Origin of the sequence: Microbacterium sp. ARD32 (genome assembly GCF_031844385.1) — a bacterium.
Lineage (GTDB): Bacteria > Actinomycetota > Actinomycetes > Actinomycetales > Microbacteriaceae > Microbacterium.
This window is the reverse complement of sequence record NZ_JAUZVD010000001.1, coordinates 278,141-303,984: the sequence shown is the minus strand read 5'-3', so window position 1 is coordinate 303,984 and position 25,844 is coordinate 278,141. Positions and strand designations below refer to the sequence as shown.

The 25,844-nt window shown below is 69.7% G+C and carries 33 protein-coding genes; 10 read left to right on the top strand and 23 right to left on the bottom strand.

Going from position 1 to position 25,844, the window contains the following annotated elements; genetic code table 11:
* Positions 1-106 precede the first annotated feature (106 nt).
* Genes Q9R19_RS01430 through Q9R19_RS01420 form a run of 3 tightly spaced genes read right to left on the bottom strand, consistent with a single transcriptional unit; the run spans position 107 to position 2,086 of the window.
* Complete coding sequence (locus tag Q9R19_RS01430) at positions 107-865, bottom strand: histidine phosphatase family protein (protein WP_311254569.1); 759 nt, start codon at positions 863-865, stop codon at positions 107-109.
* Between the two features lie 56 nt (positions 866-921).
* Positions 922-1,218: a transcriptional regulator gene (locus Q9R19_RS01425; RefSeq protein ID WP_311254568.1), complete on the bottom strand. Its 297-nt coding sequence runs from the start codon at positions 1,216-1,218 to the stop codon at positions 922-924.
* Complete coding sequence (locus Q9R19_RS01420) at positions 1,199-2,086, bottom strand: hypothetical protein (RefSeq protein WP_311254567.1); 888 nt, start codon at positions 2,084-2,086, stop codon at positions 1,199-1,201. Before Q9R19_RS01420 ends, Q9R19_RS01425 begins: the two co-directional genes overlap by 20 nt.
* Positions 2,087-2,255: 169 nt before the next feature.
* Here Q9R19_RS01420 and aspS point away from each other — a divergent pair, with 169 nt between their 5' ends.
* Entirely contained in the window at positions 2,256-4,043 is a 1,788-nt protein-coding gene (gene aspS / locus Q9R19_RS01415; protein ID WP_311254566.1) for an aspartate--tRNA ligase, read from the top strand.
* A gap of 106 nt (positions 4,044-4,149) precedes the next feature.
* Here aspS and Q9R19_RS01410 read toward each other — a convergent pair whose 3' ends face one another.
* Positions 4,150-4,971, bottom strand: coding sequence for a TSUP family transporter (locus Q9R19_RS01410; protein WP_311255839.1), 822 nt, complete (start codon positions 4,969-4,971; stop codon positions 4,150-4,152).
* A gap of 27 nt (positions 4,972-4,998) precedes the next feature.
* Between Q9R19_RS01410 and Q9R19_RS01405 the strand changes: the two genes are divergently transcribed.
* Entirely contained in the window at positions 4,999-5,562 is a 564-nt protein-coding gene (locus Q9R19_RS01405) for a GNAT family N-acetyltransferase (protein ID WP_311254565.1), read from the top strand.
* A 38-nt stretch (positions 5,563-5,600) separates the two neighbouring features.
* Positions 5,601-5,783, top strand: coding sequence for a YegP family protein (locus Q9R19_RS01400; protein WP_311254564.1), 183 nt, complete (start codon positions 5,601-5,603; stop codon positions 5,781-5,783).
* Between the two features lie 64 nt (positions 5,784-5,847).
* On the opposite strand, the gene Q9R19_RS01395 is transcribed toward Q9R19_RS01400, so the two are convergent.
* The 9 genes from Q9R19_RS01395 to Q9R19_RS01355 form a co-directional block, all read right to left on the bottom strand.
* Positions 5,848-6,603, bottom strand: coding sequence for an amino acid ABC transporter ATP-binding protein (locus tag Q9R19_RS01395; protein WP_311254563.1), 756 nt, complete (start codon positions 6,601-6,603; stop codon positions 5,848-5,850).
* Positions 6,600-7,391, bottom strand: a complete 792-nt coding sequence (locus Q9R19_RS01390; RefSeq protein WP_311254562.1) for an amino acid ABC transporter permease — start codon at positions 7,389-7,391, stop codon at positions 6,600-6,602. Before Q9R19_RS01390 ends, Q9R19_RS01395 begins: the two co-directional genes overlap by 4 nt.
* 30 nt (positions 7,392-7,421) lie before the next feature.
* Positions 7,422-8,249 (bottom strand): transporter substrate-binding domain-containing protein, encoded by an 828-nt coding sequence (locus Q9R19_RS01385; protein ID WP_311254561.1) that lies wholly within the window; start codon positions 8,247-8,249, stop codon positions 7,422-7,424.
* A 178-nt stretch (positions 8,250-8,427) separates the two neighbouring features.
* On the bottom strand, positions 8,428-8,715 hold the full coding sequence (locus tag Q9R19_RS01380; RefSeq protein WP_311254560.1) for a Dabb family protein: 288 nt from the start codon (positions 8,713-8,715) through the stop codon (positions 8,428-8,430).
* Positions 8,716-8,723: 8 nt separating this feature from the next.
* Positions 8,724-9,053, bottom strand: a complete 330-nt coding sequence (locus tag Q9R19_RS01375; RefSeq protein WP_311254559.1) for a glutaredoxin family protein — start codon at positions 9,051-9,053, stop codon at positions 8,724-8,726.
* Complete coding sequence (locus Q9R19_RS01370; protein ID WP_311254558.1) at positions 9,050-9,343, bottom strand: rhodanese-like domain-containing protein; 294 nt, start codon at positions 9,341-9,343, stop codon at positions 9,050-9,052. Before Q9R19_RS01370 ends, Q9R19_RS01375 begins: the two co-directional genes overlap by 4 nt.
* A gap of 66 nt (positions 9,344-9,409) precedes the next feature.
* A complete protein-coding gene (locus Q9R19_RS01365; protein WP_003792170.1) occupies positions 9,410-9,508 on the bottom strand; it encodes a 30S ribosomal protein bS22 in 99 nt (32 codons plus the stop codon).
* A gap of 112 nt (positions 9,509-9,620) precedes the next feature.
* Positions 9,621-9,812, bottom strand: coding sequence for a helix-turn-helix domain-containing protein (locus Q9R19_RS01360; RefSeq protein ID WP_311254557.1), 192 nt, complete (start codon positions 9,810-9,812; stop codon positions 9,621-9,623).
* Positions 9,813-9,926: 114 nt separating this feature from the next.
* Positions 9,927-10,340: a metalloregulator ArsR/SmtB family transcription factor gene (locus tag Q9R19_RS01355; RefSeq protein ID WP_311254556.1), complete on the bottom strand. Its 414-nt coding sequence runs from the start codon at positions 10,338-10,340 to the stop codon at positions 9,927-9,929.
* 103 nt (positions 10,341-10,443) lie between these two features.
* Between Q9R19_RS01355 and Q9R19_RS01350 the strand changes: the two genes are divergently transcribed.
* The 3 genes from Q9R19_RS01350 to Q9R19_RS01340 all read left to right on the top strand — a co-directional run bounded on the left by Q9R19_RS01350 (position 10,444) and on the right by Q9R19_RS01340 (position 12,885).
* Positions 10,444-11,874, top strand: a complete 1,431-nt coding sequence (locus Q9R19_RS01350; protein ID WP_311254555.1) for a potassium transporter TrkG — start codon at positions 10,444-10,446, stop codon at positions 11,872-11,874.
* Positions 11,871-12,137 carry a hypothetical protein gene (locus Q9R19_RS01345; protein ID WP_311254554.1) on the top strand — a complete coding sequence of 89 codons (267 nt, stop codon included), beginning with the start codon at positions 11,871-11,873 and terminating at the stop codon, positions 12,135-12,137. Before Q9R19_RS01350 ends, Q9R19_RS01345 begins: the two co-directional genes overlap by 4 nt.
* A 76-nt stretch (positions 12,138-12,213) precedes the next feature.
* Positions 12,214-12,885: a TrkA family potassium uptake protein gene (locus Q9R19_RS01340; RefSeq protein ID WP_311254553.1), complete on the top strand. Its 672-nt coding sequence runs from the start codon at positions 12,214-12,216 to the stop codon at positions 12,883-12,885.
* A gap of 69 nt (positions 12,886-12,954) precedes the next feature.
* On the opposite strand, the gene proC is transcribed toward Q9R19_RS01340, so the two are convergent.
* Positions 12,955-13,794 (bottom strand): pyrroline-5-carboxylate reductase, encoded by an 840-nt coding sequence (gene proC / locus Q9R19_RS01335; RefSeq protein WP_311254552.1) that lies wholly within the window; start codon positions 13,792-13,794, stop codon positions 12,955-12,957.
* Positions 13,795-13,892: 98 nt separating this feature from the next.
* Here proC and Q9R19_RS01330 point away from each other — a divergent pair, with 98 nt between their 5' ends.
* Positions 13,893-14,864: a cation diffusion facilitator family transporter gene (locus Q9R19_RS01330; RefSeq protein ID WP_311254551.1), complete on the top strand. Its 972-nt coding sequence runs from the start codon at positions 13,893-13,895 to the stop codon at positions 14,862-14,864.
* Between the two features lie 7 nt (positions 14,865-14,871).
* Complete coding sequence (locus Q9R19_RS01325; protein WP_311254550.1) at positions 14,872-15,759, top strand: alpha/beta hydrolase; 888 nt, start codon at positions 14,872-14,874, stop codon at positions 15,757-15,759.
* A 188-nt stretch (positions 15,760-15,947) separates the two neighbouring features.
* Here Q9R19_RS01325 and Q9R19_RS01320 read toward each other — a convergent pair whose 3' ends face one another.
* Positions 15,948-16,400: a nucleoside deaminase gene (locus Q9R19_RS01320; RefSeq protein WP_311254549.1), complete on the bottom strand. Its 453-nt coding sequence runs from the start codon at positions 16,398-16,400 to the stop codon at positions 15,948-15,950.
* Positions 16,401-16,451: 51 nt separating this feature from the next.
* Between Q9R19_RS01320 and upp the strand changes: the two genes are divergently transcribed.
* Complete coding sequence (gene upp / locus Q9R19_RS01315; RefSeq protein ID WP_311254548.1) at positions 16,452-17,084, top strand: uracil phosphoribosyltransferase; 633 nt, start codon at positions 16,452-16,454, stop codon at positions 17,082-17,084.
* A gap of 139 nt (positions 17,085-17,223) precedes the next feature.
* Here the strand turns inward: upp and Q9R19_RS01310 are convergent, their stop codons facing one another.
* The 8 genes from Q9R19_RS01310 to nadE form a co-directional block, all read right to left on the bottom strand.
* Entirely contained in the window at positions 17,224-18,021 is a 798-nt protein-coding gene (locus Q9R19_RS01310; RefSeq protein WP_311254547.1) for a hypothetical protein, read from the bottom strand.
* Positions 18,014-21,520 (bottom strand): TM0106 family RecB-like putative nuclease, encoded by a 3,507-nt coding sequence (locus Q9R19_RS01305; protein WP_311254546.1) that lies wholly within the window; start codon positions 21,518-21,520, stop codon positions 18,014-18,016. The genes Q9R19_RS01310 and Q9R19_RS01305 overlap by 8 nt, the downstream gene beginning before the upstream one ends.
* A gap of 66 nt (positions 21,521-21,586) precedes the next feature.
* On the bottom strand, positions 21,587-22,318 hold the full coding sequence (locus Q9R19_RS01300) for a hypothetical protein (protein ID WP_311254545.1): 732 nt from the start codon (positions 22,316-22,318) through the stop codon (positions 21,587-21,589).
* 50 nt (positions 22,319-22,368) lie between these two features.
* Positions 22,369-22,770, bottom strand: a complete 402-nt coding sequence (locus tag Q9R19_RS01295; RefSeq protein WP_311254544.1) for a YbaB/EbfC family nucleoid-associated protein — start codon at positions 22,768-22,770, stop codon at positions 22,369-22,371.
* Complete coding sequence (locus tag Q9R19_RS01290) at positions 22,770-23,651, bottom strand: hypothetical protein (RefSeq protein WP_311254543.1); 882 nt, start codon at positions 23,649-23,651, stop codon at positions 22,770-22,772. The genes Q9R19_RS01295 and Q9R19_RS01290 overlap by 1 nt, the downstream gene beginning before the upstream one ends.
* Entirely contained in the window at positions 23,648-23,971 is a 324-nt protein-coding gene (locus tag Q9R19_RS01285; RefSeq protein ID WP_311254542.1) for a hypothetical protein, read from the bottom strand. The genes Q9R19_RS01290 and Q9R19_RS01285 overlap by 4 nt, the downstream gene beginning before the upstream one ends.
* Positions 23,971-24,309, bottom strand: coding sequence for a YbaB/EbfC family nucleoid-associated protein (locus Q9R19_RS01280; RefSeq protein ID WP_311254541.1), 339 nt, complete (start codon positions 24,307-24,309; stop codon positions 23,971-23,973). Before Q9R19_RS01280 ends, Q9R19_RS01285 begins: the two co-directional genes overlap by 1 nt.
* A 66-nt stretch (positions 24,310-24,375) precedes the next feature.
* The gene (nadE, locus tag Q9R19_RS01275) at positions 24,376-25,194 is read right to left on the bottom strand and encodes an ammonia-dependent NAD(+) synthetase (protein WP_311254540.1); all 819 of its coding nucleotides are present in this window, start codon (positions 25,192-25,194) and stop codon (positions 24,376-24,378) included.
* A gap of 49 nt (positions 25,195-25,243) precedes the next feature.
* Here nadE and Q9R19_RS01270 point away from each other — a divergent pair, with 49 nt between their 5' ends.
* On the top strand, positions 25,244-25,813 hold the full coding sequence (locus Q9R19_RS01270; protein ID WP_311254539.1) for a nucleoside phosphorylase: 570 nt from the start codon (positions 25,244-25,246) through the stop codon (positions 25,811-25,813).
* The last annotated feature ends 31 nt before the right edge of the window (positions 25,814-25,844 follow it).

Below are 25,844 nucleotides of genomic sequence, written 5' to 3'. Positions count from 1 at the left end.
GTTTCCTATGGGTGCTCTGGAACGATGCGACGGCGGTGACCCCCGTTCGAGTCGCGCAAATGGCTGTATTTCGGCGCGATGTACAGCCATTTGCGCTCTTCGAAAGTCATACGGCGCCGAGGTCGATTCCGGATGCCGCGGGCTCGGCGTAGTCGACCTCGCGCCACACGTCGCCGACCCGCTCGAAGCTGGTCACGCTGGAGAGCGCGCACCGCCGCGTGCGCGGGTCGTGTCGCAGCGGAAGCCCAGCGACCGCGAGGTGCGTGATCCAGATCGGCGCCTGATGCGAGACCAGCACCACATCCCCTTCACCCCGCACCGCTGAGCCTTCACCCTGCGCCGCTGAGCCCGTCCCATGGGTCGCTGAGCCGGGCCCACGCGCCCCGGAGGCTCCGGGCGGCGCGGAGCGACGGTCGGAGTGGGGCGTAGGGATCGAAGCGTCGCCGCCCGCTTCATCCCAGGCGTCGTCCATCGCCGCCAGCATCCGATCGGCGATCGACCGGTACGGCTCCCCCCAGCTCGGCAGGGACGGACGCCGCAGGTGCCGCCAGTTGCGCGGGTCGCGCAGCGCGCGCGACATCCGCTTGCCCTCGAACACGTTGGTCGGCTCGATGATGCGCTGCTCCAGCACGGGAATCAGCCCGAACAGCTCGGCGAAGGGGGCGGCGGACTCCTGCGTGCGCTCCAGCGGCGAGCAGCGCAGCTCGACGACCGGCCGATCGAGCGCTGCGACGTGATCGGCCGCGGCGTGTGCCATCGCCCGGCCCGCCTCGCTGAGGTGGTAGTCGGGCAGGCGCCCGTACAGCACGCGCGCGGGATTGAAGACCTCGCCGTGGCGGACGAGATGGAGTCGGGATGCCGGCATTCCCTCACCGTATCGCGGGCCTCTTCCCGCCAACCCCTCCTTGCGGCGGCCCAGGATCAGAGGTCACCCGCGATCGCGCGCAGGGCGGCCATGTGGCGTGCCAGGGCGCGGCGGCCCTTTGCGGTGGAAGACACCCAGGTGCGCGGACGCGTGCCCGCATACCCCTTGGTGATGTCGACGTAGCCCTGATCCTGCAGGTGAACGATGCCCTTCGACACCGCGGAGTCGTCGGTCTCGAGCAGGTCGCGCAGCGCCGCGAAGTCGAGCTCGATCCCCTCGGGCAGCGCCGCCAGCAGCGAGAGGCGCACCGGCGTCAGCAGCGCGGGGTCGAGGTCATGCCTCGGGTGCGCCATCGCCCGCCCCTTCGTCATGGGCGAAGTCATCCTCGCCTTCGCCGCGCCCGGGCAGGAAGGCCACGCCGACCAGGGATGCCGCGATCACCGCTCCCATCGCGACCGGCACGACCGGAGAGACGGCATCCGTGGCAATCAGCAGCACGGCGAGCGCGAACAGGATCGCCGAGGAGGCGCCGAACGCCGTCCACTGCGCACCACCCCAGCACCACCCGGTGGAGCGCAGGCTCCAGGACGAGGAGCCGGCGAGCGCCATGATCGTGAACAGCATCAGAGCCGATACGACCAGCCAGCCCGCGGTCGGCAAGAAGACCGTCGCGCACGCACCACCGAAGCCCGCGCCGATCATGACCGTAGTCACTCTGACGCCGTGTGGCAGCGGTACCGCGGGAACCTCCGCCCGCACGCCGGTGTCGGCGCGCCGCAGGCTGCTGATCGGCCGGGCGGCGAAGATCACCAGCGTCACCGCCGCGCTGACGGCCACCACCCAGACTGGGTATCCACCACCCAGGATCCGCCAGGCCATCAGCACCAGCAGCATCGCGAGGAACACGCCGACCGCCAGCCAGTAGCGTCGGCCGGCGCGCAGTCGTCCCGCGTACCGCTCGCCTGCTCCGCTGACCAGACCGCTGGAGATGACGATCGGCGGCAGCACCAGCATCATCAGCATCCCGCCGGCGGTCTCGGTGTCGACGGCATCCGACCCGGTGTAGACGAACACGGCCATGTAGGCCGACATCATCACGGCGTGGAGCAGCTGCAGCACCGCATGCCCGCGCGGCACCCCGGCTGCTCGCGCCTGCACGGCTTCCGCGGCGCGCAGCGCCCGTGCGGCCTCTTCCCTCGGCATCCGCGCTTCACTTTCCATATTGCAAGTATGTACCTGATCGCAGTACGCGCAATGGCAGTATTGCCGACCCGGCCGGCGCGGCCGCCGAGGCGAGCCCCGCCGCGAGGGGCGCCGGCGGATGCTGGGCCCCGCAGCGCCCCACGTAGACTGGGCAGGTCCGTATTTCCCCGATCAGAAGGAATCCTCCGTGCTTCGCACACACACGGCAGGCTCGCTGCGAGCCGCGCACATCGGTCAGACCGTCACCCTCTCGGGCTGGGTCGATCGTCGCCGCGATCACGGAGGAGTCGCGTTCATCGATCTGCGGGATGCCTCGGGCATCGCCCAGGTCGTCATCCGCGATGAGGAGGTCGCCCACCCGCTGCGCAGCGAGTTCGTGCTGCAGGTGACCGGCGAGGTCTCGCGCCGCCCTGCCGGCAACGAGAACCCGAACCTGCCCACGGGCGAGATCGAGCTGATCGCCAGCGACGTCGTCGTACTCAACGAGTCGGCGCCGCTGCCCTTCCCGGTCTCCAGCGGGCTGGCCGAGGCCGACCCGATCGGCGAGGAGGCGCGTCTCAAGCACCGCTACCTCGACCTGCGCCGCCCGGCGCCGGCCGCCGCGATGCGCCTGCGCTCGGACGTCTACAAGGCGATCCGCGACGAGCTGCACGAGCGCGACTTCGTCGAGATCGAGACGCCGACCCTGACGCGGTCGACCCCCGAGGGCGCCCGCGACTTCGTGGTGCCCGCTCGCCTGCATCCCGGCAGCTGGTACGCCCTGCCGCAGTCTCCGCAGCTGTTCAAGCAGCTGCTCATGGTCGGCGGCGTGGAGAAGTACTTCCAGATCGCGCGCTGCTACCGCGACGAGGACTTCCGCGCCGACCGTCAGCCGGAGTTCACGCAGCTCGACATCGAGATGAGCTTCGTCGAGCAGGAGGACGTCATCGAGATGATGGAGTCGCTCATCGTCGCGATGTGGAAGACCATCGACGTCGAGGTGCAGACGCCCCTGCCGCGGATGACGTATGCCGAGGCGATGGCCAAGTACGGGTCGGACAAGCCCGACCTGCGCTTCGGACTGGAGCTGGTCGAGGCCACGGAGTACTTCAAGGACACCCCGTTCCGTGTCTTCCAGTCGGAGTACGTCGGCGCGGTGGTCATGCCCGGCGGCGCCTCGCAGCCGCGCAAGACGCTGGATGCCTGGCAGGACTGGGCCAAGCAGCGCGGCGCGCGCGGACTCGCGTACGTGCTCTTCAACGAGGACGGCACGCTGGGCGGCCCTGTGGCGAAGAACCTGTCCGAGGCCGAGCAGGCCGGCCTGGCGGAGCTGGTGGGCGCCAAGCCCGGCGACTGCGCGTTCTTCGCCGCAGGCTCCGCGAAGGACTCGCGCGCGCTGCTGGGCGCCGCGCGCGTGGAGATCGGCCGTCGGCTGAACCTGCTCGACCCGAACGAGTTCGCCTTCACGTGGGTCGTCGACGCGCCGATGTTCGAGCCGGCGTCGGATGCCGTCGCCTCCGGCGATGTCGCGGTCGGGGCCGGCGCCTGGACCGCCGTGCACCATGCGTTCACGGGCCCCAAGCCGGAGTTCGAGGACACGTTCGACACCGATCCCGGATCGGCTCTGGCGTATGCGTACGACATCGTCTGCAACGGCTCGGAGCTGGGCGGCGGGTCGATCCGCATCCACCGCGAGGACATCCAGAAGCGCGTCTTCGGTGTGATGGGCATCTCCGAAGAGCAGGCCGACGAGAAGTTCGGCTTCCTGCTGGATGCCTTCAAGTTCGGCGCTCCCCCGCACGGTGGGATCGCGCTGGGCATGGACCGCGTCATGCAGCATCTGACCAAGACCGACTCGATCCGCGAGGTCATCGCCTTCCCGAAGTCCGGCGGCGGGTTCGACCCGCTCACCGAGGCACCTGCTCCGATCACGCCAGAGCAGCGTGCCGAGGCCGGAGTGGACTTCGTCCCCGAGGACGAGCCCGCCGAGTCCTGATACCGCGCTTGCGCCGAGACCCCTCCTGGTTGCCCAGACCCCTCAGGATCTGCGCGAATCAGGAGGGGTCTCGACAATCGGGAGGGGTTTCGACGATCGGGAGAGGTCAGGATGCCAGGGCGGGGGCGACGTTCTCGTTCCAGACGTCCACGCCGAGCTTGCCGATCAGGGCGATCACGACCACCAGGAACACGACGCGGATGAACGTGGAGCCGCGCGCGATCGCCATCCGCGAGCCGAGATAGCTGCCGGCGACGTTCGCGGCGGCGAGGATCAGGCCGAACAGCCACAGCACGGCTCCGTGCGGGATGAACAGCAGCAGCGCCCCCGCGTTGGTGGCGAGATTCACGATCTTCGCCTTGGCGCTGGACTGCAGGAAGTCGTAGCCCATCAGCGCGACGAGCGCGATCACCAGGAACGTGCCCATCCCCGGACCGATCAGCCCGTCGTAGAACCCGATCACCGCGCCGGTCGCGCCGGCGGCGACGTGATGACGGCGCCCGTGGAAGCGCAGCCTGGTCGCCGCGCCGAGCTCCGGCCGGAAGGCGGTGAAGATCGCCACGGCCAGCAGCGCGATCACGATGATCGGCTTGAAGGCGGATGCCGGGAGCACCACCGCCACGGCGGCTCCGCCGAACGAGCCGGCGAGGGCGACGAGGGCCATCGGCACCGCGGTGCGCAGGTCGGGCTTCGCTCGCCGGTAGTACGTGACCGCACTGGTGGTGGTGCCCGCGAGCCCGGCGAGCTTGTTGGTCGCCAGTGCCTGCACCGGCAGGATGCCCGGGATCAGCAGCAGCGCCGGCAGCTGCAGCAGTCCTCCCCCGCCGACCACCGCGTCGATCCAGCCGGCACCGAAGGCCGCGATGACGACCAGCACGAGCATGCCCCAGGTGAGCTGCTCGATACCGAGAAGCGTGCCGATGTCCATCATGATTCAGGATGCCAGACTGTTCCCATGCTCCGGGACCTCACGCTGCCGCATCCGCTTCCCTTCCGCACGGGTGAGGCGGTCCTGCGTCGCGCCGCCGAGCAGGACGCCGATGCCCTCATCGCCCTGCTCGCGGACGATGCGGTCAGCTCCGCGCGGGGCGACCGGGCTCGGCCCGAGGATCGCGGGCTGTACACGTCGGCGCTGCGCGACATCCTCGCGAGCGATTCGAACGACCTGCTGATCGCCGAGACCGCCGACGGCGTCGCCGCGACGTTCCAGCTGACCCTCATCCCCGGGATGGCGCGCCGGGGGGCGAGCCGCCTGCTCGTCGAGGCGGTGCGGGTGCGCAGCGACCTGCGCTCGGCGGGACTGGGCTCCGCGCTGATGCGGTGGGTGACGGATGCCGCGGCGCCGCAGCTCGGCGCGGGCCTGGTGCAGCTGACCTCGGATGCCGCGCGCGTGGACGCGCATCGCTTCTACGAGCGGCTCGGCTTCGCCGGCTCGCACATCGGCTTCAAGTACTCCGTCGCGGAGACGAGTGAACCGGATGCTTCCCCGGGATCGGGCGCCACGCTATCTTCATCGTGAGGGATCAGCCCTCGAACCCGAACGAGAGGGGACGCCCCATGGCAGGAAAGTTCGAGCTGTACACCGACAGGAGCGGCGGTTGGCGTTTCCGGCTGAAGGCCGGCAACGGCGAGACCATCGCCACCGGCGAGAGCTACTCGTCCAAGGCGAGCGCGCTGAACGGCATCGATTCGGTGCGCCGCAACGCCGCGGAAGCCGAGGTCGTCGAAGTCGACGGCTGAGAGATCAGGACAGCGGGCGAGATGCTTCGGCATCCCGCCCGCTGCTGTGTTCACAGGTCGCGGCTCAGAGCACGCGCGCGAGGAAGTCCTGCGTGCGCGGATGCTGCGGGTTCGCCAGCACCTCGCGCGGGTCGCCCTGCTCCAGGATGTGGCCGCCGTCCATGAAGATCAGGCGCGAGCCGACCTCACGGGCGAAGCCCATCTCGTGCGTGACGACGAGCATGGTCATGCCCTCGTCCGCCAGCTGGCGCATCACCTGCAGCACCTCGCCCACCAGCTCGGGGTCCAGCGCTGACGTGGGCTCGTCGAAGAGCATCATGTCGGGGTTCATGCACAGCGCACGGGCGATCGCCACGCGCTGCTGCTGACCGCCGGAGAGGTGACTGGGATAGGCATCCGCCTTCTTGCTCAGCCCGACCCGGTCCAGCATCTCCCGAGCGACCTGCTCGGCCTCGGCCCTGGAGCGCTTCTTCACGCGCCGCTGGGCGATCGTGAGATTGCCCAGCACGGTCATGTGCGGGAACAGGTTGAAGCTCTGGAACACCATGCCGATGCGCTGACGCACCCGGTCGATGTCGGTCTCCTCGTCGGTGACGTCGATCCCCTCGATGAGGATGTGCCCGCCGGTGGGCTCCTCGAGCAGGTTCACCGAGCGCAGCAGCGTGGACTTGCCCGATCCGGAGGGGCCGATGATGCAGATCACCTCACCTGCAGTGACCGTCAGGTCGATGCCCTTGAGCACCTCGTTCTCGCCGAAGCTCTTGACCAGGCCCTGGATGTCGATCGCCGGTGCGTGGACATCGATCAGATCCGTGCTCATCTCTCCCTCGCCATCCGCCGCTCCAGCCACGCGGTGAAGCGGGTGAGCGGAATCGTCACGATCAGGTACAGCAGCGCGGCCATGATCAGCGGCGTCGCGTTCGCGTACATGGTGTTGGCATCGCGCGCGAAGCTGGTGAGCTCCTTCGACCAGATGAACGTCCCCGCGATGAACAGCAGCGAGGTGTCCTTCAGCAGCAGCACGAACTCGTTCGTCAGCGGCGGGATGATGATGCGGAATCCCTGCGGCAGCACGATCCAGAACATCGTCTTCATCGGCGACATGCCCAGCGACCGCGAGGCCTCGGTCTGGCCCTTCGGCACGGCCTGGATGCCGGCGCGGATCACCTCGGCCATGTACGCCGAGGCGACCAGGATGAGACCGATCAGGCCCGCGCCGACGGGACCGCCCGGAGGCTTGATCCCGAACGCGATCGGCAGGATGAACGCCATCGCGAAGATCGTCAGCAGTGCCGGCAAACCCCGGAATAGCTCGATCCACGCGGTCGCGAACCAGCGGAAGGGCGCGATGATGGACAGCTTCATCAGGGCGAACACGACGCCCAGCAGCAGACCGCCGGCGAAGGCGATCAGCGTGAACAGCACCGTGTTGCGCAGCGCCACGACGATGATGTCGGGGAACAGCTCGGCCGCGATCTCGAGGTCGAAGAACTGCTTGCCGATCTTCGCCCAGTCCGTGGCGATCGCGATCAGCACGATCAGCGCGACGAACAGCGCGTACATCGAGTACCGGTACAGCCTGCCCCTGGTCCTCCGCTTCAGTGCCATCGGAGTGGACCTCCCATCCGCCCGCGCGGCTTACTTCGCCGCGAAGTAGGTGTCGTAGATGGTGTCGTAGTCGCCGCTGTCGCGCAGCTCCTGGAGCGCCTCGTTGACCGCTTCGCGCAGCTCGGTCTTCTCGCCCTTGGCGAAGGCGAAGCCGTAGGACTCCTCGGTGTCGTACTCCTCGACGATCTTGTAGGTGTCGTCGGCCTTCTCGTGCTCGATGTTCACCGGCTGGTCCTGCAGGATCGCGTCGATCTGTCCGGCCTTCAGCGCCGGCCACAGCTCGGCGTCGCCCGGGTACTGCACGAGCGTGGCGCCCTCGGCGTGCTCCTTGGCGTAGCTCTCGCCCGTGGTGCCCTGCTGCACGCCGACATTCTTGCCCTTGAGGTCGCCGATGCTCTTGATGCCGGAGTCGACGCTGGTGAGCAGCGACTGCAGCGAGTCGTAGTACGGGTCGGAGAAGTCGATGTTCTTCTTGCGCTCGTCCGTGATCGTCATCGCCGAGGCTCCCATGTCGCAGGTGCCTGCGATCAGGGTGGTGCCGGACTGCAGCCCGTCGAAGCTGACGTCCTGCACGTTGAGCTTGAGGTCGAGCTTCTTCGCGATCGCGTCGGTCAGGTCGATGTCGAAGCCGGTGTAGCCGGTCCCGTTGTCACCGCCCTCGAACTCGAAGGGGACGTAGGGCACCTCGGAGCAGATGGTCAGCGTGCCGGCGGTGACCAGGCCGTAATCCGGGCCGGAGGCGGCCGGGGCCTTGTCGCCACCGTCACCGTCCGAGCCCGGGTTGCTCGCGCAGCCGCTCAGTGCAAGCACAGCGGCGGCCGCGACAGCGGTGGCGAGAAGAAGAGGACGACGGTTCATGGCCACTCCAATGTGACGGGGCTTGCGCCCGGGGACGGGTACGCCACTCATCTTGACACGTCCCGCACCCCCGCCACCAACACGAGCGGGATGCTCGGGATCACGGTTGGGTTTCGACAGTGCGCATTACTGTAAAGCAGTATGGTCAGAACTCGTCAGCTCTGAGGAGTTCTGCTGTTCAGAACTCGTAGTCGACAGCCACCCGCGACGCCACCACGGAGCGGATGTACGCGGCGGCCTCCTGATGCGCAGGATCCACCTGGTAGGCCTCCAGCGCGTCGAGCGATTCGACGTCGGCGACGAGAGTGACGTCCCAGTTGACGTCGGGATGCGCGACATTGACGCCCGCGCTCACCGCGCGCAGCTCGGGGACGACGCCCATCAGCGCGTTCAGCCTGCGTGCGACCTCCGCGGCCTGCTCGGCGCGCAGCGCAGCATCCGGTTCGGCCAGCTTCCAGCTCACCACGTGACGGATCATCTCGACTCGCTCCGCTCGCTCAGCACATCGCACTTCGACTCGCTCCGCTCGCTCAGCACATCGCTTCCGATCGCCTCTTCGAGCGCGTCCCGCAGCCGCTCCGGCGAGACCCGCCAGTGCGCGTGCAGCGATCCGTCGATCAGCACCACGGGGATCTTCTCCCACCAGCGCTCGTGCAGATCGCGGTCATCGGCGATCGACTGCTGCACGATCTCCACCTGCTCGGCGGCGGCATCCGGCAGCTCGGCGACGACCGCATCGACGACCTGCTTCGCCACCTCGCACAGATGGCAGTCCGGCTTGCCGATCAGGGTGAGGGTGGTCACTTCTCGACCGGTCGGCCCTGAGCGATCCACTCGCCCGTGCCGCCCTCGACGTTCGTGGCGTCGTAGCCCTGCGACTCCAGCGCCTTCACTGCGCGTGCGGAGCGGCCGCCGGCCTGGCAGATCACGTCGAACGCCTCCGTGGGCAGCTCGTCGAGGCGGTCGACCAGCTCGGACAGCGGCACGTTGACAGCTCCGGGCACGTGACCGGACGCGTACTCGTCGCGCTCGCGCACGTCGATGAGGGGGACTCCCTCGCGGGCGGCGAGCTGGGCGATGTCGATCGATTTCATGGCATCCATTATCCCGCGGAGAACACGAAGCGCCCGTCCGAAGACAGGCGCTCGGTGTCGTGCCGCTTACTTCTTGTTGCGGCGCTGGTGGCGAGTCTTGCGAAGCAGCTTGCGGTGCTTCTTCTTCGCCATGCGCTTGCGGCGCTTCTTGATGACTGAACCCACGGAAACCTCACTAAGTCAGGGGCTGGATGCCACGAAGACGGGCACCCGGGTACGGGCACGGAAAAATGCCTTCGTCGATTCTAGCAAACGGCAGGGCATGCCCCGCACCGCGTCATCCGACGTCGGCGATGGGACGCTGCAGGGCCTCGGCGACGGCCGACTCGGGCACGCGGTAGCTGCGGCCGAAGCGGATCGCGGGCAGCTCACCGGCATGCACGAGCCGGTACACGGTCATCTTGGACACGCGCATCAGCTCGGCGACCTCGGCCACCGTCAGGAATCGGACGTCTTGAACATCGGGCATCCCCAATACCCCTTTCTGCTGAAGCACAGCATATGGGGTACATGCGACGCATGTAAACCGCTGTGACTGGAGTGATCGCGGCGAAGCGGCGAGCGCCCTCGGTGGCGGATGTCGTCAGCTGAGCCGGCGCAGCGCGGTCGTCACCACGTGCTTGGCGGACGCCGCGGCGCGGCCGACCACCTCGGCGGCGTGCGCCGCACCGTCCGGCAGGGGCACCGCCGGATAGTCGACATCGGGCGCCTGATCGCCGTACGCATCCACCAGGAAGGGCACGAGCCAGTCGTCCACCGCCTCGAGCGGAGCCACCGAGAGGCTGTAGAAGCGGCGCTGACCGTCCTCACGCACGGTGACCAGCTCCGCCTCGCGCAGCACCTTGAGGTGCTTCGACACCGTGGGCTGGCTGACGCCGAGCTCGCTGACGATCTCGGTGACGCTGGTGCCGGCATCCCCTTCCGCGGAGCGACCCAGCAGGAGCTGGAGGATGTCACGCCTCGTGCCGTCCGCGATCACGTCGAAGATGTCCGTCATGCCATCAGGGTAGTCGGCGCGGACACGGAGTACCACGCGCGCTCCCGGAGTACCATGTCGGAAGCTCGGCGAAGGGCGTCGCGCGGTGGCAGGAGGGGGTTCGATGTCGGGCATGATGTCGGCATCCTCTCCACGACGCTCCGTGCGCGACGTCGTGAAGCAGATCAAGCACTTCATCATCTCGTCGCCGTCGCGCTTCGCGCTCGTCATCTTCGCCGCGCTGATCCTGCTGTTCACAGGCCTGCTGTCACTGCCGATCTCGTCGGTCGCCCGCACGGTGACCCCGCTGAGCGACGCGCTGTTCACCGCCGTGTCGACGATCTGCGTCACGGGTCTGTCCACCGTGGACATGAGCACGCACTGGTCCGGCTTCGGCCAGGTCGTGATCTTCATCGGCGTCAACATCGGGGGACTGGGCGTGCTGACCGTCGCCACGCTGCTGGGCAAGGTGATCTCCAAGCGACTGGGTCTCAGCGCCAAGCTGATGGCCGCAGGAGACACCAATCCACTGCGTGCGCACGGCGGACCGGTCAACGAGAGCCAGACGGTGCGGCTGGGCGAGGTGGGGCAGCTGCTGACCACGGTCGCCATGTCGGCGCTGATCATCGAGATCGGTCTGGCCGTGCTGCTGTACCCGGCACTGGTGATGGCCGGAGTCGATCCGGTCTCGGCGCTCTGGGAGGCGCCCTACTTCGCAGCCATGTCGTTCACCAACACCGGCTTCGCACCCAACGACGGAGGCGTGGTGGCGTTCCACGACGACTACCTGGTGCTCCTGCTCCTGATGGCGGGCGTCTTCCTGGGCAGCATCGGCTTCCCGGTGATCTACACCCTCGCCAAGCACGTCTGGCACGTGAAGCGCTGGTCGCTGCACTCCAAGCTGACGCTGGTCACCACGGTGCTGCTGTTCGTGCTCGGTGCGGCGGTGTTCCTGCTGCTGGAGTACGACAATCCGCGCACGTTCGGGTCGATGGATGCCGCGGACACCACCATGCAGGCGTTCTTCCTCTCGGCGATGACGCGATCGGGCGGGTTCGGCGTGATCGACATCTCCGATCTGAACGGCTCGTCGATGCTGGTCGCCTGCATGCTCATGTTCGTCGGAGGCGGCTCGGCATCCACCGCGGGCGGGATCAAGGTGACCACCCTCGCCGTGCTCGCCATCGCCGTCTGGTCGGAGGCGCGGGGACGCCAGTCGGTCGAGGCGTTCGGGCGCCGCGTCCCGTCTGATGTGCAGCGCGTGGGACTGTCGGTGGTCGCCTGGGGCGCGACGATCGTCGCCGTCTCGACGATCGCGATCACCCAGCTCACCAAGCTGCCCGTCATCGACGTGCTGTTCGACGTGATCTCCGCCTTCGGCACGGTGGGTCTCTCCTCGGGCGTGACCGAGGCGCTGCCGGATGCCGGCTCCTACATCCTCGCCGCCACCATCTTCATGGGCCGCGTCGGCACGGTGACTCTCGCCGCGGCGGTCGCCGCGACGAGCCGATCGCAGCTCTACTCGCTGCCCGTGGAAAGGCCGATCGTCGGTTGAGCATCGCAGACGTCAGCGCGGGCGGGACTCTGTTCGTGGTGTTCACCTGTGAGGGCAGCGGAGCGGTGGACATCACCGTGAGAGACGGTCACGAAGACATCATGCACGTGTGGAACGAGCAATGCGCACCGGATGTCGCCTACGGCGGTGAATCCGCGCCGTTCAAGACGGAATCCAACCGGCTCACCATGGTGATCGAGGCGACGCCGGGTGTGCGCTACTCCGCGGTCATCGAGGGTGCACCGCCAGCGCCCATCGACTGAACCTCGAGTGCCGCGTCTGCCGACCACCGGGCGGCAGTCGTTCGGATACCGCCCGGTCGCTCGTAGACTGATCGGCATGGTTGAGATGGTTCGCGGCGACGCGCCGGTGCTCGTGATCGGACTCGGACGCTTCGGTGCGGCGTGCGCCGGTGAGCTGGACCGGCTCGACCGCGAGGTGCTCGCGATCGACGAGGACCTGGGGCTCGTGCAGAAATGGTCGGAGCGCGTCACGCACACGGTGCAGGCGGATGCCCGCAACATCGATGCCCTGCGGCAGATCGGCGCGCAGGATTTCCAGGTCGCGGTCGTCGCCGTCGGTTCACTGATCGAGGCATCCGTGCTGATCACCGCCAACCTCGTCGACCTGAAGGTGCCGCAGATCTGGGCGAAGGCGGTGTCGCAGTCGCACGGCAAGATCCTCGCTCGCGTCGGCGCCAATCACGTGATCTACCCCGAGCGCGAGGCGGGCGAGCGCGTCGCGCACCTGGTCAGCGGACGGATGCTGGACTTCATCCGCTTCGACGACGACTTCGTGCTGGCGAAGATGTACCCGCCCAAGTTCATCCGCGGCATCGGCCTGAACGAGTCGGGCGTGCGCACCAAGTACAAGGTCACGGTCGTGGGCGTGAAGAGCCCCGGCAAGCCGTTCCGCTATGCGGAGGCGAACACCGTGGTCACCAACCACGATCTGATCATCGTGTCGGGCACCAACGGCGACATCGAGCGCTTCGCCAGCCTGGACCGCTGAGCATGTCGCTGGGTCGCTGAGCCTGTCGAGGCGCCGCCCGGTCGGAGGCCTCGCGACATCGGGGTCGGCTCAGGAACCTGCGGCGAGCTCCTTGGAGCGCGCGAGCGCGGCCGCCGTGGCACGCGCGAACATGTCTTCCAGCCCGGCATCCTGCATGACCGCGATCGCACGCTCGGTGGTTCCCTTGGGGCTGGTCACGCGACGGCGCAGCTCGGCCGGGTCTTCGCCGGATGCCTCCAGCAGTGCGGCAGCGCCGATGAAGGTCTGCTCCGCCATCAGCCGCGCATCGTGCTCGGAGAAGCCCATTCCGGTGGCCGCCTTCGTGAGCTCCTCGATCAGCAGGAACACGTAGGCGGGCCCGGAGCCCGAAATGGTGCCGAGCTTGTCGATCTGCTCTTCGGACACTTCGATCACGGCGCCGACCGTCTCGAACAGCGAGCGCACGAGCGCCATGTCGTCGCCGGTGGTCGCCGAGCCGGCGGCGATGCCGGTCACGGCGCGTCCCACCGTCGCGGGAGTGTTCGGCATCGAGCGGATGCTGTGCACGCCCGCCCCCAGCACGCTCTCGAACGTATCCAGGGTGACGCCCGCCGCCAGGCTCACGACGATCGCGTCATCGCGCAGCGCCGGGGCGATCTCGCGCAGCAGATCGGGCACCATCCCCGGCTTCACGCCGATCAGGACGATGCGCGCCGCGGCCACGGCATCCGTGTTCCCGGCCGGAGTCTCCTCGAGTGCGATGCTGGTGACGCCGGGCAGGGATGCGAGGGCATCCGCCTTCTGCCTTGTCCTGTTGGTGGCGATGATGCCGCCGTCGACCGGAACACCCGACGCGACGACCCCGTTCAGGATCGCGCCGCCCATCGAACCGGCACCGAGGAACGCGAGGGAGGGAAGCGAATCGACCATGCGCCCATCCTACGAGCCGCGCCCGGTCGCCAGGCGAGCGGCTCCGGAATCGGGCGTGTGGCCGGAGCCGCGCCGGATCCGCGGCCTAGAATCGTGGCATGAGCGCATCGGGCGGCAGCAAGGCGATCATCGCGGCATTCTCGGCGAACATGGGCATCGCCCTGGCCAAGTTCATCGCGTGGGCGCTCTCGGGCTCAGCATCCATGCTCGCCGAGGCGATCCACTCGGTCGCCGACTCCGGCAACCAGCTGCTGCTCATGCTCGGCGGCCGCAAGTCGAAGAAGCAGGCCGACCGCGCCCACCCGTTCGGCTACGGCCGCGAGCGGTACGTGTCGGCCTTCGTGGTCTCGATCGTGCTGTTCTCGCTGGGCGGGCTGTTCGCCGTCTACGAGGGCGTGCAGAAGCTCGTCCACCCGCACGAGCTGGACAAGGCCTGGTGGTGGCTGCCGCTCGCGGTGCTGCTGATCTCGATCGCGCTGGAGGGCTACTCGCTACGCACCGCGGTCAAGGAGAGCAACCGGGTGCGCGATAAGGGCCAGTCGTGGATCTCGTTCGTGCGCCGCTCGAAGGCGCCGGAGCTGCCGGTGGTGCTGCTGGAGGACACCGGGGCGCTGACCGGTCTGACCTTCGCGCTGCTCGGAGTGGGGCTCACGCTCGTGACGGGCAACCCGGTGTTCGACGCGCTCGGCACGCTGATGATCGGTCTGCTGCTGATCGTGATCGCGCTGATCCTCGGCGTCGAGACGAAGAGCCTGCTGGTCGGCGAGGGAGCCAGCCGCGCGGACTACGACCGGATCGTGGACGCGATCTCGGGATGCGATGACGTGGAGAAGCTCATCCACATCAAGACCCTGTACCTCGGTCCTGACGAGTTGATGGTGGCCGCGAAGATCGCCCTGACCGCCGACAAGTCGGTGCGCGAGGCGGCATCCGACATCGACGAGATCGAGCGTCGCATCCGGGCTGCCGTGCCCGCCGCCCGCGTGATCTACCTGGAACCGGACGTGTACCGGCCGGCCCTGGATCCCGAGCCCTCCACGGATGCGTTCGTCCTGAAGTCCTCCGACTGACCCCGCCGTGATCGACCAGCTCCGCGCCGAACTGGCGCGCGACGGCCTCGCTGCGGTCACCCGGCAGAAGCTGCGCAATCTGCTGACCGTGCTGGAGCACGACTCGCAGGCGCATCTGGAATCCCTCACGATGGTGGATCCCGGCCCGCACGCGGTGGTCTCGTTCGGCGACATCCGCAGTGCCGATCTCGTCGTGTTCCTGCTGCATGGGATCGACACCGACCTCGGGCTGTTCCCGGCGTGGGCGGATGCCGCCCAGCGCCTGTGCGCCGACGTGATCCGCTCCTGCGTCTCCCGCGGCGAGCCGCGCCGGGTGGCGGTGATCGCCTGGTTCGGGTGGGACTCGGGCACGCACGTGTCGGCGCTGGCGACCAGGCACGCCACGGTCGGCGCCGCCCGGCTGGCGATCGACATCGACCGCGTGCACGCGCGCAACGCGCATGCTCGGCTGGTGCCGGTCACGTACTCGTACTCGTCGACACTGCTCGGCGAGCTGTTCGCGCTCGACCTCGCCGAGAACGTGAACACGGCCTTCTCGATCGCGTCCGCGGGCGTCACGCACGCCGCCGGGGTGGCGCTGGCAGAGGCGATCGCCGAGGGTCGCCTGGTGCTGTACGCCACCGAGGGCGCGAACGACAGCATCGCACCCCTGGGCCGGCTCGGCCAGCATCCGGTCGATCCGCGCGACATCCCCGGCGTCATCGTCTACGAGTGCGATGGCGGTGAGGCGCCCGCTGTGGACGGCGGCATCACCATCGGCCGCGCCGCAGAGGGACACGCCTCGCAGACCGTCGTCGACGAGCACGGCCGTCACACCGGGTACTACGACGAGAATGCGCAGGGGTATCTCACGCTGGTCGCGCGACTCGCGGAGGCCGCGGTCGCCGCGCTCTGAGGCGAGCCCGGGTCGGTGCCTCGCGGGGCCCGAATGGCTGGCTCGAGGGCCGGGAGGGCGCGATCCGGGACCCGCGAACAACCGGCCCGAGCACCCCGGGCGTGTCGCGGGGCCCGAATGGCTGGCTCGAGGGCCGGGAGGGCGCGATCCGGGACCCGCGAAGTACCCCACCTCGCAGGGCGAAGCGCTCAGCGGCGGGATTCGAAGAAGTCGCGCAGCAGCACGGTTGCCTCTTCGGCGCGGATGCCGCCGACGACCTCGGCACGGTGGGGCAGGCGGCGATCGCGCAGCAGATCGTACTGCGATCCGGCGGCCCCCGCCTTGTCGTCCCACGCCCCGAACACGACGCGACCGACGCGCGCCTGCAGGATCGCCCCGGCGCACATCGTGCACGGCTCCAGCGTGACGACGAGGGTGTGTCCCTCGAGGTTCCACCCGCCATGCGCCCGGGCTGCCGTGCGCAGTGCGACGATCTCGGCGTGCGCTGACGGATCGTGTGTCTGCTCGCGCAGGTTTCTTCCCTCTCCGATGACCGCGCCCGACGGGTCGAGCACCACCGCGCCCACAGGCACGTCGCCCTCCGCGCCGGCGCGGGCTGCCAGCGCGAGCGCACGCATCATGGGCTCGTCGTAGGCGGTCATGCGGTCGAGCCTAGTGCGGCGGCGCGGCCCGCATCCCAGTAACCTGTAACCATGCGCGTTCATGTGGCCGACCACCCGCTCATCACTCACAAGCTCACGGTGCTGCGGGACGAGCGGACGCCGTCGCCGGTGTTCCGCCAGCTCACCGAGGAGCTGGTAACGCTGCTGGCGTACGAGGCCACTCGCGACGTGAAGGTCGCCCCTGTCGAGGTGAAGACGCCGGTGACCCTCACCACGGGAGTCAAGATCGCCGAGCCGCGCCCGATCGTCGTGCCGATCCTGCGCGCGGGTCTCGGGATGCTGGAAGGACTGGTGAAGCTCATCCCCACCGCCGAGGTCGGATTCCTGGGCATGGTGCGCGACGAGACCACCTTCGAGCCCACCACCTATGCCGAGCGGCTGCCCGACGATCTCAGCGACCGGCAGTGCTTCGCCATCGACCCGATGCTCGCAACCGGCGGTTCGCTGGGCGCGGCGATCCAGTTCCTGTTCGACCGCGGCGCGAAGGACGTGACCGCGATCTGCCTGCTCGGCACTCCCGAGGGCGTCGCAGCGATCGAGAAGCTCGTCGGCGACCGCGACGTGACGCTCGTGCTGGGCGCGCTGGACGAGCGCCTGAACGAGAAGGGCTACATCGTGCCCGGCCTCGGCGACGCGGGCGACCGGCTGTACGGCACGGTCTGAGCCCCGCTCGCGGCTCGCGGCTCGCGGCTCGCGGCTCGCGGACACCATCGACACGAACGCCGCCGGCCGGACACACGTCGCGGACACCGCCGGACGGCGAGCCCGGCGGCGGGTGCCGGACGGATGCCGCCAGACGACGCTACGCGACGTTCAGCACGTACGCGCGCTCGTCGCCGTAGTGGGTGAAGCCCGCTCGCGCGAGGATCGGAGCAGAGGTCGAGATGCGGCCCTTCACGATGGCCGTGGAAGCGCCGAGCTCGGCGCCGATCCGCAGCCGCTCCGCCAGCACCGCGCGGTAGGCACCGCGTCCGCGCGCCTGCGGGAGGGTCGCAGCACCCCACAGCCGCACGAAGCCGTCGACGACGGTGCAGCCGCCGGTGCTGACCGCCGATCCGTCCAGGCGGGCCAGCACGCGGGCACCCTCTCCTGATTCCAACGCGGCGGTGACCTCGGCCAGCTCCTCGTGCAGCCCGGCCTCGTCGAGCGGGTGCTGCTCCCAGACCCCCACGTTCACGGCATCCACCTCGCGCACCTGCTCCAGCGTCCGCACGACCTCCGCGACGGCGTCCGCCGGCACCTCGACCGACAGTCCGGCGATGGGCCTCGCGAACACGGCGACCGTGTCCGCGTGCTCGGCGCCCCTGCGCTGCAGCTCCGCCTCCAGCTCGGGCCGGTCGGAGGCGTTCGTCCAGAACGTCAGCGTCGGCTCCCCCCACGCGCGGGTGCGCTCGACGGCGTGGTCGAGCACGGCAGCGGCATCCCGCTCGGACTGCACCATCGAAGCCCGCACTCCGCCTCCGAATCGCTCCGGGTAGCGGACCAGCTGCAGGTCGGACCTCTCGTGGTCGCCGCCTCGCGGGATCCAGATCCACGCTGCGGATGCCCGCATGATGTCGTCGAGGCTGTGCCGGCCAGCAGACATCCCGCGCTCAGTCACGGTCCGCCCCGACCAGATGCGCGAACGCGCTCAGGCGCGCCACGCCCTCCGGCGTCCAGGGAAGATCGTCGAGCAGCGCCGGCGAGTGCACCAGGTAGGCGACGCTCTTGGCCCGCGATATCGCGACGTTCAGGCGGTTCTGCAGCAGCAGGAACTCCGGCCCGCGTGGCGCGTCCCGGCCGCTGGACGCCGCCAGCGACGTGATCGAGACGACCGCCTCCTTGCCCTGGAAATTGTCGACGGTGCCCACCGCCACTCCCGCGAAGCCCGCGGCGGCGAGCTCGTCGTGGATCAGCTGCTTCTGCGCGTTGTACGGTGCGACCACAATGATGTCCGCCTGCTCGAGCGGCCGCGGTGCGGCATCCACCATCCCGTCGACGTAGTCGCGACCGACCAGGTCGCGCACGATGCGCACGACCTCGCCGGCCTCCTCGGGCGACTGCGTGGCGTTGCCGCGGTGTCGCACGGGGACGACGTGCAGGCCCGGCGCGACGCCGTCGATGATGCGCCGCTCGGCCCCCGACGCCGACGCCAGCCGGCCGGCGTAGGCCAGCTGCGAGACGGGCGCTGCGACCTCGGGATGCATGCGCCACGACTCCGCGAGGAAGTACCCGTACGCCGGGTCGATCACCGAATCCCCGTCCATCACCCACCCCAGCGCCGACGTGTTCACGGGCTCGGGGTGCGTGCCCTGGCTGACCTGCGGCAGCTGCTGCGGGTCGCCGAGCAGCAGCAGCCGCTTCGCGCCGGCGGCGACGGCGATGGTGGAGGCCAGCGAGAACTGGCCCGCCTCGTCGATCACGAGCAGGTCCAGGCTCTTGCGCTCCACCCGGCGCGTGTTGCTGAAGTCCCAGGCCGTCCCGCCCACGACGGCGCCGCCCTGGGCGTGCTCGGCGAGGAAGGCGGCCATCCCGTCGCGCCGGAGCAGCGTGTAGGGGCGCTCGCTCTCATCCCCCGTCTTGGGCTTCTTGGCGACCTTGGCCGCGGGCACGCCGTCGGCGACCACGCGCTCGAGCAGGTTCTCGACGATGGCGTGCGACTGCGCGACCACTCCGACGCGGTACCCGTGCTCGTTCACCAGTCGCGCGATGACCTGGGATCCGGTGTAGGTCTTGCCGGTGCCGGGAGGCCCCTGCACGGCGAGGTAGCTGTCGTCGAGGTCGACGACGCCGCGCACGATCGCATCGATGCGGTCGGCTCCGGCATCCGGAAGCGGCGCGCCGGAGCGCGTTCGCGGCGGTACGCGCCGCAGGATGTCGGTCGCGGCGTCGGCGGGAAGGTCCGGCGCCGCGTGATGCACCGATTCCGCCCACTCCTCGACGGCCGTCTGCTGCGACGCGGCGTTCGGCGGCGCGGCCGGCGCGAGGGCGAGCGGCAGCGTGTCCCAGGTCTGGCCGCCGACAGTGCGCTCGCGCACCAGATACCCGTCATCGAGCACCTCGAGGACCTCGACCTCGTGCGGCACGTGGATCACGCGCGAGGGCGCCTGCACCGAGAACGGCGTCGGCACGGCGTACAGGGCGAAGGGCCGTGCGCCGATGCCGAGGGTGCTCCCGGGCGCCACCTCACCGCGCAGCCGCAGCAGTCGGGTCTGCACGCGCTGCCCCTCGGCGACGCCCCAGTCGTCGTCGACAGCGCTGGACGACGCGTCCACCCGCAGCACATCGCGCGTGGACTCCCAGATCGACACCGGCTCGCGCAGCCGCTGGAAGTGCCCCTGCCAGAAGCTCTTCGCCTCGCGGGGGTGGTAGTCGATCGCCGCCGCGGCGACGCGGAACTCCGCACCGCTGCGTCCCGCACGCTCGGCCCGCATCGCCTCGGCCTGCAGCGCCAGCGACAGCGGCGACGGCTCGTACGCCCGGGTCTCGGGGTCGTCGGGCGGCGCAGGGAGCACCCCCTCCTGACGTGCGAGCCCCACCAGCCAGTCCCGCAGTCGCCGGGTGGACACGCAGTCGTACCGGTTGTAGTCGGCGAGATCGTCGAGGATGCTCTGCGCCTCGGCATCCTGCCCCGACGCCGCCAGCGCCCGCGCCTGCACGTACTGGACGATGGAGTCGTCGCCCTTCTGCACGTCGCTGGTGCGCACCTCGGCGCCCATGTACAGCGGCTCCAGCTTCTTGATCGAGTACGAGCGGGAGCCGATGCGCACCGACCGCAGCACGATCGGATACAGGTCGACGAAAACGCCTTCGCGCAGCAGCCGATCGACATCGGCCTCGCCGACCCCGTGGCGCGCGGCCATCGCCGCCAGGTGCGAGGTCTCGTAGGGCGCGTAGTGGTAGATGTGCAGGTCGGGATGCGCCTGACGACGCAGCTTCACGAACTCCAGGAAGTCCAGCAGCGCGCGCTTCTCGTCGGCGAAGGTGTGCGCCCACAGCGCGGAGTACTGCTCGTCCTGATCGGTCCACCCGAACAGGTAGTCGATCCCCCACTGCGGCGTGCCGGCCGGCGAGGCGACCGGCTCGGTGTAGAGCGGGTCGCCCTCGAAGTCGAAGAACAGGTCGCCGCGACTGGGCCGCGGCATCATGCCGATCGCGTTCGCCGAGATCAGCTCGTACGGCGGCGCCTCGCCCGGCTGCGGCGCCATCCCGGCCTGCAGCCGCGCCTGCGCGCGCAGGGCGGTGAACGTGTCGATGTTCATCCCGCCGGGAGCAGCGGATGCCGTGGCCAGATCGTCGATGGTGCGGATGCCGGCCGCCCGCAGCCGCTGCCGCTGGACCGGCCGCATGCGCGCGACCATGAGCAGGTCACGGTGCGCGATCACCTGCTCCTCGCACGTGGCGCAGCGCCCGCAGGCTGTCACCTGCAGATCGCCGCGGTCGTCGCCCCAGGCGAGCGGCGCACCCGCCGCGCCCGCGGCGGGATCGCGATCGGCGATCAGTGCGCGCAGCCGCGCGCGCCGCACGTGGAACAGCGGCAGCACGTCCTCGACGCGGTGCGTGCTGGTCGTGCCGTCGCCGAGGATCAGGTCGACCTCGTCAGCCCGGGGGATGCCCAGGCGGTCGAGCTGGTCGACATATGCCGCCAGCTGCATGAGCGCCGTGCTCCGTGCCGTCCGGGCGAGCTTGGAATCCTGCACCCGCCAGCGGCCGTCGCGCGGGTCCCTCCGCAGGAAGTCGGCGAAGCCGACGAACTCCGGCGTGGAGAACGCCGCCTGGTACACGACGCATGCCTGCGAGCGCAGCGCGCGCACGGTGCCGGCGACCACGGCATCCAGCGCCTCGACATCCCTGGACGACACCTTCGGCAGGATGACCACGCCCGGCCGTTCCCCGGTCGACTCGCCGAGTTCGGCGACGTAGCGCTGCAGCACCTGCTCCTCGTGGCGATCGCCCAGACGCGCCGCGCGCTCGAGAGTCGCGTCCTCGGGCTCCTCCACCGCGGGCACGCGGCCGAGCTTGGCGTCGACAGCGCGCGCCCACGCGAACTCGCACTCCGCGGCGAGCTTCAGATCGCTCGCACTCCAGACCACGCGATGCTCCGCCGTGATGACCCGCACGATGCCCCTCTCCGTTGCCCTGCTCCGAGGCTATCGGCAGGGTGGGACATCGCCCGCGCCGGCGGGCTACCGACGCACGATCGCCGCGACATCGCGCACCAGCTGGGCGCGCTCGACCATCTTCTCGGGTCGCGGGTCGTCCACGGCGAGGAAGACCACGCGATCGTCCCCGATCGTCAGCGTCGAGACCAGGTCGTGGTGCCGGGCCACGCGCTCGCGGACCGCGGGCATCCACGCCGTCCCGTCCGCGCCCTCACCGTCTACGTCCGCCCACGCCGGCTTGACGAGCAGCGGGTCGATGGACTGTCCCAGCGGGATGGAGACCCGTGCCGAACCCGTGCTCGCGCCCGCCCACACGACCTCGCGGAAGGCGGGTGAGCGCGTCGAGCCCGGTGCCGACTCGAGCACCCAGGTCTCCGCACTCACCTGCGTGCCGGACACCGGAAAGCGCAGCCGGGCGCGCACCGCCCACAACTGCCAGCCCTGCGGCAGCGCCAGCCCGACGCTCTGCCCGTCGGGCTCGCCCTCCGGCTCGAAGGATGCGCCGTTCCAGGTCGGCGCCCAGGCGGCACGGACCGCCGCGACGCGCGCCTCGTTCTGACGGACGCCGCGCGTTCGGTTCAGCCGCACGGCCAGAAGAGCGCCGACGATCACGACGACGGGAACCAGGATCTGCCGCACCACTCCGGTCGTGAGACCGGCGGCGACGATGGCTCCAACGATCGTCGCCACGATGACGATCAGGACCACCCCCGAAGACGCGGTCCAGGAACGCTTTGACAGTCTCTGCTCGCTCACGGGCATCAGTATCGCATCGGCTGCCGGTCACGCACCGGCGACGCGTGCGGTCAGCGTCGGGTGCCCGGAAGGTCGTCGTCCACCGGGATCACCCGATGCAGGTCGGCGAGGATCGCACCGCGCAGCCCGCTGAAGGAATCCGGCGCCTGAGCGACCTCCTCCTCCACGGACTCCCGCAGCACGACCAGCGCCTTCTCATGGGCATCCAGGGTCGCCGCCGCCAGCATCCGCGGCGACAGCGTCATCGCGTCTCCCGTGAACTCGACGCCCTGCACCAGCCCGTCGGCGCCCACCGTCACCTGCACGTCGCGCCCGCGCGACCACGCTCGGTAGCTGCGGCTCGCCAGGCGGTCCGCAAGCTGAGCGCTGTCCGCTGCTGCCGCCTCCGCCTCGCGCTGCAGCTGCGCGAGCCGGTCGCGGGCGGCCATGATCTGCTCTTCGTCGAGATCCATCAGCCCAGGGTCTTCACTTCCTGATCCACGCCGTTCGCGCCGGCACCGACGATCACATCGGGTGTGATGCTGATCTGAAGAGGCTTCGCCGGAAGGCGCAGACCGAGCACCGACCCCGGACCGATCGTGGTATTGATGATCTTCACCTCGTCGAAGGCCTTGTAGAGCTTGTTCACGAGCTCCCCGAAGCGTCCCGCCGAGTCCAGGAGCTCGTCGCACCACTTCGACGCCTTCGACACCCACCGCGCGATGGCCGAGGTGGCCTGCGCGACGATCGCGGGCAGACCGAAGCCCGCCGTGGCGAGAGCCTCGCCGACCCACACGATGAGCTTGCCGACCAGTTCGGCGCAGATGGCCGAGACGATGTCGCGCACGATCCTCACGATGGCGCTGCCGATCGCGAATCCCGAATTCAGCCCCTGGCACATCGCCGACTCGATCTGGGCGCGCTCCGCCATCTGGGTCAGCCGCTCGCGGAAGGCGTCGGCCGCCTGACCATGCCAGTACTCGGCGGTCCTGTCACGGATCGCGATGAGCCGCTCCGACTGCGCGGCGAGCACGCCGCCGACATTCGACCAGGTCAGCCCGACGGCGGTGACGACCGCCGGGTTCCCGACGAGCACGTTGAGGGCCTCCTGGAACCAGGACATGCGATCCAGCAGGAACCCGGCCAGGCTCGACGCGAGCGTCCCCAGCGGGTCGGTCGCCATGCCGACGACGTCACCGACCAGGCCCGCACCCGAGCCGAGGGCACCCGCCCAGTCGCCCGATCCCAGACTCGCCCCGGCCGAGAACGCGGACCCCAGCACGGGGACCCCGAGAGCCTTCCCCTGGAACCACTGCGGCGCCTCCCACTGCTCGGGGGCGACCACCAGGCTCACCGGAGCACCCTCGAGATCGCGCGGTACGCCGCGGCGGACGCCGTGTCGGTGGACTCGTAGTCGGCTGCCGTGTTCTTGAGGTTCGTCGCCGCCGCCTCATACGCCATCGCCTCGACCGCGAGAGCCGCGCTGCCGATGGTCTGCACGAGCTGCGCCGGCGGAACCATCATCAGGCAGAGCAGACCGAACGCGTCGTCGGTCATCTTCTGCGCGGCCAGCCCCGCGCTCACTGCCTCGTCGAGCGCATCGCTCGCGGCGAGAACCTCCGAGACCTCCCCCGCCAGCCTGTCGTAGTCGACCTCGACCTGATCGCCTGCCATCACTCCCCCTCCATGCCGAACAGCCGTCTGGCCTGCTCGTCGACCTCACTCGAACCGATGTCAGGCAGATCCTGCACCCGGCCGCGCCCGGACGCGCGGATCGCGTCCTGCTGCGCTTCGAGAAGCGCGGACTCCAGCTCCGACGGCGAGAGGTCGCCGACCTCATCCGAGAACGTGACGTCCTTCAGGATGCCGTGGCCGTCGAGGACGATCTCGACGAGGCCGTCCCGGTCGCTCCCCCGCGAATCCGACGGAAGGGGGAGCGCCTGTCCGTCCTGCGCCTCGCGCAGCACCTCGAACCCCCGCGCCAGCACAGCCTCGAGCTCTTCCGCTTCCATGGCCCCGATGCTACTCGCCGGAGCGGGCGTCGTCTCGGGGGAGAAGTCCCCATTCAGCGCCGGCGGTCAGCGCCACCAGTCATCGGCCGGCGTCACCGGCAGATGCCGCTTGTGCCTGGTCGCGAGGTACTTCGCCTCGATGCGGGCGGCCACGTCCGCCGGGACCTCCCGGCCCTCGACGTAGTCGTCGATCTGCTCGTAGGAGAGGCCGAGCTCGTCCTCGTCGGGGCGCCCGGGCACGCCGTCCAGGAGATCGGCGGTGGGCACCTTGAGATACAGCCGCTCGGGCGCGCCGAGGTGCTGCAGCAGCATCCGCCCCTGCCGCTTGCTCAGCCCGGCCAGCGGCACGACGTCCGCCGCGCCGTCGCCGAACTTCGTGTAGAAGCCGGTCACGGCCTCGGCCGCGTGGTCGGTGCCGATCACGAGCAGGCCGTCATGACCGCCGACGGCGTACTGGGTGACCATCCGCAGTCGCGCCTTGATGTTGCCGCGGTTGAAGTCGCTGATGCTCTCGCCCGCGCCCTCCTCCAGGTCGCGCTCCAGCCCGTCGACGCCGTGCTCGATGTTGATCGTCAGCGAGCGGACGGGGGCGATGAAGTCGAGCGCGGCCTCGGCATCCGCGGCATCCGCCTGCACCCGGTACGGCAGCCGCACCGCGACGAACGTCGCCTCGCGCCCGTCGGCGCGCGCCCGCTCGACCGCCAGCTGCGCGAGACGCCCGGCCAGCGTGGAGTCCTGCCCGCCGGAGATGCCGAGCACGAAGCCCTTCGCGCCGGTGGCGCGCAGATAGTCGGCGAGGAACCCGATCCTCGCCTCCGCCTCGGCGGCGGCGTCGATCTCGGGCTTGACGCCCAGCTCTTCTGCGATCTGCTGCTGCAGGGTCACGGTGGCCTCCTTCGTCGGTTCCAGTCTGCCCCACTGACAGAATGGATGGGTGAAACTTCTCGTCGCCGCCCTCGCCTCCGAGCTGCAGGCGTTCCCCGCCGAGCTCCCCGGCTTCGATCGGCTCGTCACGGGTCCGGGCAAGCTGATGGCCGGGGTCGGTCTGACCCGGGCGCTGGATGCGCGTGACGCGGACGATCAGTACGAGGAGATCGTCGTGGTCGGCACCGCGGGTGCGGTGGACGATTCCGTCGCAGCGGGCATCCACGACGTCGGCGCCGCCATCCAGCACGATGTGCAGGATCTGGAGGGCGTGATCGGCCGGCACGTCTCGCTGCCCGCGCGGGTGGAGACGGGGAGGGTCGGCGTCACGATCGCGACCGGCGACATCTTCGTCGACGACGCGGATGCCGTGGATCGGATCCGCTCGCTCGGGGGTGTGCTCGTCGACATGGAGACGTACGCGTTCGTGTGGGTGGCGCAGCAGTTCGACGTGCCGATCCGGGTGCTGCGGGTGGTGTCGGACCGTGCTCAGGACGGCGCGACTCAGGTGTGGGACGAGGTCGTCGCCGTGTGCAGCGCGCAGCTGTGGGAGCACGTGCGCGGCGAGTACGCGCTCTGATCGCAGCGGCGATCGGTCGCGCCGTGCGCGG